This is a genomic window from Effusibacillus consociatus, assembly GCF_042652925.1.
GTDB classification, from domain to species: Bacteria; Bacillota; Bacilli; order Tumebacillales; family Effusibacillaceae; genus Effusibacillus; species Effusibacillus consociatus.
Genome location: NZ_JBHSHC010000078.1, coordinates 1 through 10,135 on the forward strand (window position 1 = coordinate 1; position 10,135 = coordinate 10,135).

13 protein-coding genes are annotated in these 10,135 nt (G+C 44.6%); 10 read left to right on the plus strand and 3 right to left on the minus strand.

Annotated features, from left to right (window positions below; all coding sequences use genetic code 11):
• The 5 genes from ACFO8Q_RS09370 to ACFO8Q_RS09390 all read left to right on the plus strand — a co-directional run.
• Positions 1–192 (plus strand): DUF2196 domain-containing protein (locus tag ACFO8Q_RS09370; RefSeq protein ID WP_380025510.1); only part of this gene is annotated, 192 nt, incomplete at its 5' end.
• Positions 147–290 carry a YwbE family protein gene (locus tag ACFO8Q_RS09375; RefSeq protein ID WP_380025520.1) on the plus strand — a complete coding sequence of 48 codons (144 nt, stop codon included), beginning with the start codon at positions 147–149 and terminating at the stop codon, positions 288–290. The genes ACFO8Q_RS09370 and ACFO8Q_RS09375, both read left to right, overlap by 46 nt.
• Before the next feature lie 183 nt (positions 291–473).
• Entirely contained in the window at positions 474–674 is a 201-nt protein-coding gene (locus ACFO8Q_RS09380; protein WP_144940456.1) for a cold-shock protein, read from the plus strand.
• 288 nt (positions 675–962) lie between these two features.
• Positions 963–1,349 carry a winged helix-turn-helix transcriptional regulator gene (locus ACFO8Q_RS09385; RefSeq protein ID WP_380025511.1) on the plus strand — a complete coding sequence of 129 codons (387 nt, stop codon included), beginning with the start codon at positions 963–965 and terminating at the stop codon, positions 1,347–1,349.
• Between the two features lie 98 nt (positions 1,350–1,447).
• The gene (locus ACFO8Q_RS09390; protein WP_380025512.1) at positions 1,448–3,106 is read left to right on the plus strand and encodes a glutamine--tRNA ligase/YqeY domain fusion protein; all 1,659 of its coding nucleotides are present in this window, start codon (positions 1,448–1,450) and stop codon (positions 3,104–3,106) included.
• A gap of 69 nt (positions 3,107–3,175) precedes the next feature.
• Here ACFO8Q_RS09390 and ACFO8Q_RS09395 read toward each other — a convergent pair whose 3' ends face one another.
• A complete protein-coding gene (locus tag ACFO8Q_RS09395; protein ID WP_380025513.1) occupies positions 3,176–3,793 on the minus strand; it encodes a DUF3298 and DUF4163 domain-containing protein in 618 nt (205 codons plus the stop codon).
• A 205-nt stretch (positions 3,794–3,998) separates the two neighbouring features.
• Between ACFO8Q_RS09395 and ACFO8Q_RS09400 the strand changes: the two genes are divergently transcribed.
• Positions 3,999–4,781: an aldo/keto reductase gene (locus ACFO8Q_RS09400; RefSeq protein ID WP_380025521.1), complete on the plus strand. Its 783-nt coding sequence runs from the start codon at positions 3,999–4,001 to the stop codon at positions 4,779–4,781.
• A 40-nt stretch (positions 4,782–4,821) separates the two neighbouring features.
• Here ACFO8Q_RS09400 and ald read toward each other — a convergent pair whose 3' ends face one another.
• Both ald and ACFO8Q_RS09410 read right to left on the minus strand, forming a co-directional pair.
• The gene (ald, locus tag ACFO8Q_RS09405; RefSeq protein WP_380025514.1) at positions 4,822–5,958 is read right to left on the minus strand and encodes an alanine dehydrogenase; all 1,137 of its coding nucleotides are present in this window, start codon (positions 5,956–5,958) and stop codon (positions 4,822–4,824) included.
• A gap of 116 nt (positions 5,959–6,074) precedes the next feature.
• Positions 6,075–7,310 (minus strand): PucR family transcriptional regulator, encoded by a 1,236-nt coding sequence (locus ACFO8Q_RS09410; protein WP_380025515.1) that lies wholly within the window; start codon positions 7,308–7,310, stop codon positions 6,075–6,077.
• Positions 7,311–7,521: 211 nt separating this feature from the next.
• Between ACFO8Q_RS09410 and ACFO8Q_RS09415 the strand changes: the two genes are divergently transcribed.
• The 4 genes from ACFO8Q_RS09415 to trhO all read left to right on the plus strand — a co-directional run bounded on the left by ACFO8Q_RS09415 (position 7,522) and on the right by trhO (position 10,027).
• Positions 7,522–8,340: an SPL family radical SAM protein gene (locus ACFO8Q_RS09415; RefSeq protein ID WP_380025516.1), complete on the plus strand. Its 819-nt coding sequence runs from the start codon at positions 7,522–7,524 to the stop codon at positions 8,338–8,340.
• 98 nt (positions 8,341–8,438) lie between these two features.
• Positions 8,439–8,630, plus strand: coding sequence for a small, acid-soluble spore protein, alpha/beta type (locus ACFO8Q_RS09420; protein WP_380025517.1), 192 nt, complete (start codon positions 8,439–8,441; stop codon positions 8,628–8,630).
• A 139-nt stretch (positions 8,631–8,769) separates the two neighbouring features.
• Positions 8,770–8,958: a small, acid-soluble spore protein, alpha/beta type gene (locus ACFO8Q_RS09425; RefSeq protein ID WP_380025518.1), complete on the plus strand. Its 189-nt coding sequence runs from the start codon at positions 8,770–8,772 to the stop codon at positions 8,956–8,958.
• A gap of 181 nt (positions 8,959–9,139) precedes the next feature.
• Positions 9,140–10,027, plus strand: coding sequence for an oxygen-dependent tRNA uridine(34) hydroxylase TrhO (gene trhO / locus ACFO8Q_RS09430; RefSeq protein WP_380025519.1), 888 nt, complete (start codon positions 9,140–9,142; stop codon positions 10,025–10,027).
• Positions 10,028–10,135 lie beyond the last annotated feature (108 nt).

Genomic DNA, 10,135 nt, shown 5'->3' on the forward strand with positions numbered 1-10,135 from the left:
GGTGAAACAATAAATGGCCCTAGTCAAGAGACTAGAGCCTGTAAGGAAATTTTAATTCCGAGAGTCTTAGTGGAAGAAGACGGGGGTGAGAATATGAATGGAAAGAATCGAAAGGACATTGTTCGGGGAATTCAGGTGGATATTGTATTGAAAAAAGATCAAGCAACGGGAAAAGAACTCGTGGCGTCGTAAAGGACATACTCACCAATTCAAGCTTTCATCCGCATGGAATTAAAGTACGATTGGATGACGGTCAAGTGGGCAGGGTGCAGGAAATCATAGGCCAGTAAAGAAAAGCAACTTGCTAATTTTCGTCATAAGTGCTACAATGAACGAAGTTGAATAAATGGAGTTCATAATTCACATATTATAAAGGGTTATCACTTCATCTTGATTGATCTCTTTATAATATGTGAATTTTTTTTTGGACCCATCAAATTGCAACAAATGAAAAATTTTTGGAGGTTTTACAAATGCAAACAGGTACAGTTAAATGGTTTAACGCAGAAAAGGGATTTGGTTTCATCGAAGTTGAAGGCGGCAGTGACGTATTTGTTCACTTTTCCGCGATTACTGGAGAAGGATTCAAGTCTTTGGATGAAGGACAACGTGTCCAATTCAACGTTGTTCAAGGAAACCGCGGACCGCAAGCTGAAAACGTTGTTAAACTCTAATTTGGAGCAAAAACAGATACTGCCCGGTTTCGGGCAGTTTTTTATTTTCCCGTTTTCCTCCGAATACCCCCATCTTAATCACCTCATATTCCATTTCAAAATTCGGATGCATTTTTATAAGTTTTTGACAGCTTGATTCACACTGGCGCGGTCATCGGAGCCGTAAGGATGAAAGAGAGGCAGGGCTTTCGTTGTTTTAGGTTGAATTAAAATTGTTTTCGAGATCGTGGTATAATCTCCTTTTATAGATGTTGTGACTATCGACGCATAAGGGGGGCGTGAGGATAGATGTCAGATACATTGAGAAAAGAAATTCAAGAGAAAATTCGAAATGGCGATTTCAATTGTGAAAAAGAATTAACCCTGTCCATGATAAGCGGCAAATGGAAAGTTGTAATTTTATGGAATTTAGGTGCAAAAGGACCCCACCGGTTTAGTGAGCTGCAGAGGCTCTTTCCAAAAATCACGCGCAAAATGCTGACGAATCAGTTACGCGAACTGATGGAAGACGGGATCGTACATCGGGAAGTTTACCCGGAAGTACCTCCCAGAGTGGAGTACTCTATGACGGAGCTGGGGATGACACTTTTGCCGATCGTGGAAGCGATGTACGAGTGGGGAAAGAAACGAATGGCGGAAATTAAAGAAAGTATGAACGGCAATAATATTCGGTGAGATTAGGTTGAACTCTCTCATTGGAGTACAGTATTATTTAATACAAGGTGAATCAGCCCCTTTTTGTATGACTTTGTGACTGAGAAAGGTTGTTAACGATGGAAAACCAGCCGACTTCATCCAATTTTATTCGAAATATTATGATTGACGATTTGAAAGAAGGAAAAGTGGATCAAATCATCACCCGTTTTCCCCCGGAACCAAACGGGTATTTGCATATCGGACATGCCAAGTCGATTGTGATCAATTTTGAACTGGCGGATGAATTTAAAGGAAAAACCAATTTGCGTTTTGATGACACGAATCCATTAAAAGAAGATATCGAATACGTGGAATCCATCAAGGAAGATGTGAAATGGTTAGGGTTTGAATGGGACGGCTTATTCTTTGCATCCGACTATTTTGAGGAAATGTATAACCGCGCGGTGTTATTGATCAAAAAAGGAAAAGCCTATGTAGATGACCTATCGGCCGAAGAAATTCGCGAGACTCGCGGAACATTAACAGAGCCTGGAAAAGAAAGTCCGTATCGAAATCGGACGGTTGAAGAAAACTTGGATCTTTTTGAGCGGATGCGAAAAGGCGAATTTCAAGATGGCCAGAAAGTGTTAAGAGCCAAGATTGATATGGCCTCCCCAAATATAAACTTGAGAGACCCTGTTCTTTATCGGATTGTGCATGCAACACACCACAATACAGGGGATAAGTGGTGCATTTATCCGATGTACGACTTTGCCCATCCTCTGGGAGATGCCATTGAGGGTGTCACTCACTCCTTGTGTACCGTAGAGTTTGAGGATCACCGCCCCTTATACGATTGGGTCATCCGGGAATGTGAAATGGAACATGTTTCAAGACAATATGAGTTCGGGAGATTAAACCTGACAAATACTGTAATGAGCAAGAGAAAGTTAAAGCAGTTGGTAGATGAAAAGCATGTGGACGGTTGGGATGATCCCCGCATGCCTACGATTTCCGGCTTGCGCAGAAGAGGATATACTCCGGAAGCCATCCGGAATTTCGTAAGAGAGCTTGGCGTCACAAAAGGAAGCGGAATTGTAGACTATAAAATGTTGGAACATTTTATCCGGGAAGATTTGAAATTAAAAGCCCCCAGAACAATGGCTGTGTTAAGACCGCTAAAAGTGGTGATCACGAACTATCCGGAGGATCAGGTCGAAATGCTGGAGGCGGAGATCAATCCTGAAAATCCGGAAATGGGCATGCGGCAAATTCCGTTTTCCCGAGAAATTTATATCGAACAGGACGATTTCATGGAAAATCCGCCGGCCAAGTATTTCCGACTCTTTCCGGGGAATGAAGTAAGATTGAAACATGCGTATTTCATCAAATGCAATGAAGTAATTAAAGATGAGAACGGAAATGTTGTGGAATTGCATTGTACGTATGACCCTGAAACCAGGAGCGGAACGGGCTTCACAGGAAGAAAAGTGAAAGGCACGATCCATTGGGTAGATGCCAAGCATGCCCTGCCGGCAGAGTTTCGATTGTACGATTCCCTGATTCTGGACGAGAAGGGTGAAGATGGACAATCGTTTCTTGAGAATGTAAATCCAAACTCTTTCGAAATCGTAATTGGTTTTGTTGAGCCAAACATGAAAGAGGCAAAGCCTCAAGATAAGTTTCAATTCTTCAGACATGGATACTTTAACGTGGATCCGAAGTTTACAACGGATGAGCAGTTGGTTTTCAATCTGATCGTATCCTTAAAAAGCTCCTTCGAAATACCAAAGTAAAAATTGCGTTGTAAGCAGACAGGCTGTTGATACTGAGGAATCAACAGCCTTTTCGTTAGGAAGAGCAGCTTATTCACTCGGGAGCATTTTTCCGAGGGGCCCATTTTCATCAAGGATATCCTGCAGATCATAAACGGATATTGGGAACATCGGCAATCCCACGTAATAAGGGGTGATTTCATAGAGTTGAAAATACACAACCAACGCTTTATCTGCCATATAAAAATCTTGGTCGGGTCGAATGCTTTTAAATTCGCCCAACAGCGGAAGATCCCGCTTTTTAATTTGTTTCCGGATGATGTCCGATATTCTTTGAACGTACGCACTATTGGGTTTAAACAGTTCCTTTAATTCATACACTTTCCCCGTTTGAACATCCAGGGTCAACGATTTGATAATAGTGAGTCCATGCGCATGGCGGGGGATATATGCATAATTGCTTAATGTGAGACTCAGGATTCCTCGTTCATTGGTTTTGATTTCATAGAAACCCCGCATCTCAATGTTTGGATGCTGACCATATCCTTGTTCCGTCAATAAGGCATAAACCTGCTGAAAAATTGTATTGTTGATTTTTTCCTGGACAGTTGGATCTGTTAATCCTTCTACTCGCGGGTAATACACGAGGACATTTGCAACCCGGATGGGGACGGTTTGAATAGAAACCGGTAATCTGCAGGTCGGCATGATCTTCCAATTCCTTTCGGTGTTTGACTATACTCCAGCCTATTCAACAAAAGGAGAAGCGGCCAACGAAGCATCTGCAGAAATTAAATTATGGTATCATAGGAATACCGCCGATATATGGCAATAGATACTTACAAGGACATGGGAGGGGATTTGAGTGGCCAATTGTATTTCAGATTGCACGGAATTGAGCAACGGTGTGAAGATGCCTTGGCTTGGACTTGGTGTTTACAAGTCAAGTGAGGGTGAAGAAGTGAAGGGGGCGGTGAAGGCAGCCATTGAAGCGGGATACCGCAGCATAGATACTGCTGCTTTCTATAACAATGAAGCAGGTGTCGGGACAGCGATTAAGGAATGTGGAATACCGCGCGAAGAGATTTTTGTCACAACGAAGGTTTGGAACACTCAGCAAGGATATGAATCGACGCTGGAAGCGTTTGAAGAAAGCCGAAAAAAGCTGGATCTCGAATATATTGACCTGTACCTGATTCACTGGCCGGTACAAGGCAAGTATAAGGAAACCTGGAAGGCTCTTGAGAAACTGTATAAAGAAGGTATGGTCCGGGCAATCGGCGTAAGTAATTTTCATATTCACCATTTGCGGGACTTACTGGAGGATGTCGAAATTGCCCCTATGGTAAACCAAGTGGAATACCATCCGCGATTGACCCAGAAAGAGCTGCACTCCTTCTGTAAAAATCATCGCATTCAGCTTGAAGCATGGAGCCCGCTGGCCCGGGGGGAGATCCTTACGGAACCAACTGTCATCGAAATAGGGGAAAAGTATCAGAAAACACCTGCTCAAATTGTACTGCGTTGGGACCTGCAGAATGAGGTGGTGACAATTCCGAAATCGGTCAAAACCGAACGCATTATCGAAAATGCGGCGATCTTTGATTTTGAAATTTCCATGGAAGACATGGCAAGGTTGGATGGACTAAACATCAATAAAAGGGTGGGACCCGACCCGGACAATTTTACATTTTAAGCAAAATAACCATCCCCTCAAAACGTGAGGGGATGGTTGCCTATAGGAGAGCAAATTCTTTTTCAAGCGCTTTTTCAACAGGAACATAGGTATAACCAAGATCTTTTGCCACGGCTTCATAGGTGACGGAACCGTTTGCTACGTTCACTCCGCGATACAGTGCCTTGTTATCTTTGATAGCCTGCAATACGCCTTTATTTGCGATTTGCAGTGCGTAAGGAATGGTAACGTTGGTTAACGCAAGAGTTGAAGTTCTTGCAACGGCACCCGGCATGTTGGCAACCGCGTAGTGCACCACACCATGCTTTTCGTAAGTGGGTTGGGAGTGTGTTGTAACACGGTCGATCGTTTCGATCGATCCGCCCTGGTCGATCGCAACGTCCACAATCACCGATCCTTTTGACATTCCCTGAACCATGTATTCCTTCACAAGCTTGGGAGCTCTTGCGCCGGGAATCAATACGGCCCCGATCAAAAGATCTGCCTTGCGAACAGCCTGCTCAATGTTGTAAGAGTTGGACATTACCGTTGCAACGCGGCCGCCAAAGATATCATCGAGATAGCGGAGACGATCCGGATTCACATCGAGAATGGTAACCCGTGCTCCCGTACCAAGGGCCATTTTTGCCGCATTGGTGCCCACGACCCCGCCGCCGATAATTACAACTTCCGCCGGCTGCACACCTGGTACGCCGCCCAGCAGGATTCCTTTTCCTCCATACGGTTTTTCCAGGAACTGAGCACCGATTTGTACAGCCATGCGACCTGCGACTTCGCTCATTGGGGTTAACAAAGGCAACGAACGGTCGTCCGATTGAATGGTTTCATAAGCAATTGCAATAACGCCTTTCTCGACCAATGCTTCTGTTAATTCCGGCTCCGGAGCCAGATGCAGATAGGTGAAGAGAATGAGCCCCTCGCGAAAATAGCCGTATTCCTGCGGCAGAGGCTCTTTCACTTTCATAACCATTTCGGCTTTCGACCATACTTCTGCCGCAGAATCAAGGATTACAGCACCTTTTTGTTTGTATTCTTCGTCTGCAAAACCGCTCCCAATCCCTGCAGAGGCTTCGATGTACACTTCATGTCCGCTATTCTTCAACGCTTCGACTCCGGCAGGAGTGATCGCTACCCGATTCTCGTTGTTTTTGATTTCTTTCGGTATCCCGATTCTCATGACTGAACCCCCTCTGGACTTATGATGTAAATCAAGTATAAGTTGGAGCTTGGTTTTTTTCATTGTGGAGAAAAAAGAAAAAAACAAACCGCATTTGTGAAATTTCACAAACACGGTCAGTCAACAAATTTTTCAAGTTTTAAGTCCAGGTAAAGGCTCACCTTTTGATCCATGTCTTTTAGATTAATTCCTGTTATCTCCGAGATTCTCATCAGCCGGTAATTTAATGTATTCACGTGAACATGCAGGAGTTCTGCTGCATCTTTGACATTGCTGTCGCTTGTCAAATAGGCTTCCAATGTTTGAAACAATTCGGTATTGTGCTCCCGGTCATAGTCTCTCAGTTTTTTGAGACAAGGGTTTTCTATGTGAGAGTGCCGCTGCTGCTGCAGAATGAAAGGCAAGTAACGATAAAAACCTAAATCCTCGTAATCATGGATTGCTTTTGTTTCCTTTGGAAATTGTTTTTTAATCTGCAAAACTGTTAAAGCTTCCTGATAACCGGATTCCACCCTTGTATAATCTTTGCTGCCTAACGAACCGCAACCGGCTTCGATGGGAGCCACCCGGAAACGATCCTTCATTTGTGTCTTAAAATTTCTGATAAAGTCAGCAAAGTCTTGTTTAGATGGGACCTCGTTGAGCGGTGCAGACAAAAGAATTAACTGATTTCGGTCTATTGCGTAACAAATGATTCGAATCCGTTGAGTGGTTGTAATCAGATATTGGATTTTTTGCTGCAGGTGACTGCTGATTTCCTCAGCAAATTCGAACACGAGCACTTTAAAGAAATTCGGGAGCACCAGCTGTAATTTTTGGGCGTTTTCCCTAATCAGTGAATCCGACTTTAAATGTCCCGTCAAAAGCTGCCAGAAAAACTGCTGAAGACCTTCTTCCTGCTTTCTTTTTTGCACCCGGAGCTGCAGCAGCTTCGTTTTGGCCGCTTGGGCAGCTTTTTTCAATTGCGCCATTGCTTCGTCACGGAACGGATTGTCGACCTGAAGAGCCCAAATATAGCCTAAAACGTCCTGGTTTTTGCGGATTGCAATCGCCACCCGATTGCCGAGTCCAACGTCATTGATGGCTGCTATTCGGATTGGCTCATCACTGTTGGCCAATTGTTGTATGATACCTTCCCGCCATAAGCTGTTGATCACCTTTTCCGGGACCCGTCGACCGATAATGGTGGCGATTCGGGCGGGATCCGTTTGCGGGTCATGGGAGCTGTAGGCCAATAAACGATGATTTGCATCTTCGAGGGTTACCGGACAATGCAGAACTTCACTAATGGTATCCACTAATGCCTCTAAGCTCTCAAATGTCGTTTCAAACGGATCTCTTTCCAAATTCATTGGCAATTACTCCTCGCCATGGAATCCAAAACTGTCATCACCCAAGAAGGGCTTATTTCCATGATACTCGAATCCATCATCCTATTGAACCTGTTTGGGGTGCCAATTTTTAAGTATCAGGGCAACTAAGGCTCCACCCGCGCCAGAGTCTCGGCGGGGCCGTTTTCTTTATTTGGTATAGTAGGAGTAAGCGAATTCAAGGAGGGATTGTGTGAAGCCTGAAATTGCATATAAAAAACCAAAACAAATGCTAAATCCGGCGAGCGGCTATCTCACCGGTTACAGTCACACATTGAATCCCTATGCAGGGTGTTCATATGCCTGTTCCTACTGTTATGTCCGGCAAATGCCAATCGCATTATTGCGCGAGCAAGCGTGGGGGACATGGATCGATGTAAAAGAAGGGGCAGCCGGGCAATTAAGAAAAGAGCTGGTTAAGGCCAAGAAAAAAGGGCCTGTCACAATCTTCATGTCATCGAGTACAGACCCCTACCAACTGATTGAGTCCAAAGCGGGAATCACCCGATCTCTGTTGGAAGTCATGGTCGATGAAAAGCCGGAATTTTTGTTTGTTCAGACGAGAAGCCCGCTGGTCACGAGAGATATTGATTTGTTTCTTCAGTTGAAAGACAGAATCCGCATCAGTATGACCATTGAGACCGACCGGGAGGACATGAGACAAGTGTTTACCCCATTGGCACCGACCATCACAGCCCGAATCCATGCTTTGAAAAAAATCGTCGAGGCAGATTTACCCACTCAGGCAACTATAGCTCCTCTGCTGCCCAGCAGTGACAATTTTGCAAAGATGCTGTCCGCCGTAGCTGATCGTGTGTGCCTGGATGATTATTTTATGGGAGACGGGAGCGGCGGCAAACGCACACACCGATTGGGTATCAGATCGGTTTATGAAGAGATCGGACTGGTTGACTGGTACGATTCAACCGCGTACTTGCAAGTGTTGGACAAGTTACAAAAGGAATTTCGGGAAGACCGGATTTTTATCAGTCAGCAAGGGTTTCTGCCGTAAGTCTGCATTGCATTGGCAATTTGACTAAGAATTACTAGTCATAACTCCTGACGAAGCGGGAATTATAAGACTACACCAATGAAAAGGAGGAATTGCAAATGCCAAACAGAAACAACAAATTGGTTTCAGGTGCAGCGCAAGCTCTCGATCAAATGAAGTATGAAATCGCTTCTGAGTTTGGTGTAAACCTCGGTGCTGAGACTTCTTCCCGTCAAAATGGTTCCGTTGGTGGAGAAATCACTAAGCGTCTGGTGAAGTTCGCTGAGCAATCTCTATCTGGTCGCGCATAACAATATACTTTATAAAAAGCCTCGACTCGGGGCTTTTTTAATTTTGATTGCATTCTCCAATGTGAAAAAATTACCATTCATAATTTGGATTTTTTTGTTCATCTTACATAATACACCACTAAAAAAGGAGGAAATTGACATGCCAAACAGAAACAATTATGTTGCACCCGGTGCCGAAAGGGCTCTGGACCAAATGAAGTACGAAATTGCAGCAGAGTTTGGTGTAAACCTTGGTGCCGACACTTCTTCCCGTCAAAATGGTTCGGTTGGTGGAGAAATCACAAAGCGTCTGGTGAAATTCGCAGAACAAGCATTGTCCGGTCGTTAAGCTTCGAAATTGCTTTAAAGAAGCCCCCTGTTTCAGGGGGCTTTTTCGTGCGCAAAAAAAGTCATGAAGTGAATCTGTTTTTGTGACAATAAGTATGCTACAGTTAAGACTTGAATTCGTAAGCGGGTAAATGCTATTATGTTAACCGTCTACCTAATCTGCAACTAGGTGGTGTGTAGGAATGAGTGAAAAGCCTTATCGTGTTTTATTGTATTACAAGTATGTCCGAATCGAGGATCCTGTTGAATATGCACAGCAGCATCTTCAGTTTTGCAAAGACCTGGGTCTTAAAGGCCGGATCTTGGTGGCGGAAGAAGGGATTAACGGCACAGTTTCCGGAACGGTCGAGCAGACTGAAACCTATATGGAGGAGATTCGGAAAGATCCCCGTTTTGCCGACATGGTATTTAAGATCGATGAAGCGGACGGACATGCATTCAAAAAGATGTTTGTCCGGCCCAGAAAAGAACTGGTGACCTTCCGGTTGGAAGAGGACATTGACCCCAATCAGCTGACAGGCAAGTATCTGTCACCCAAGGAGTTCTATGAGGCTCTGCAGGATCCGGATGTGATCGTTCTTGACGGTCGCAACGATTATGAATATGACATCGGACATTTCCGGGGTGCAATCCGTCCCGAAGTTGAATCTTTCCGTGAATTTCCGGAGTGGATTCGCGAAAACCTCAGTCAGTACAAGGATAAAAAAATCCTTACCTACTGCACCGGCGGCATCCGTTGTGAAAAATTGTCCGGGTTCCTGTTGAAAGAAGGGTTTAAGGACGTAGCCCAACTTCATGGCGGAATCGTAACCTATGGGAAAGACCCTGAAGTGAAGGGCCAGCTCTTTGACGGAAAATGCTACGTGTTTGATGAACGGATTGCGGTGCCCATTAATCAAGTGGAAGAGGTCATCGTAGGGAAGTGCCACCACTGCGGTGTGCCTGCCGAAAAATATATCAACTGCGCAGAGGATTTTTGCCACTTGCAGCACATCGTTTGTCCCGAATGTGAGGAGAAATTCCAAGGCTACTGTTCTGAGGAATGCCGTTCCAAGGTTGCTCAGTCCTAGACCTGGTGCAATGCAAATCCCCCTTTTTTTGAGGGGGATTTTTTCTTGTGCGCCACGCATGGCGATTAACTAGGTGGTGAAAGTCCACTGTGGGGGTTTGTAGTTACC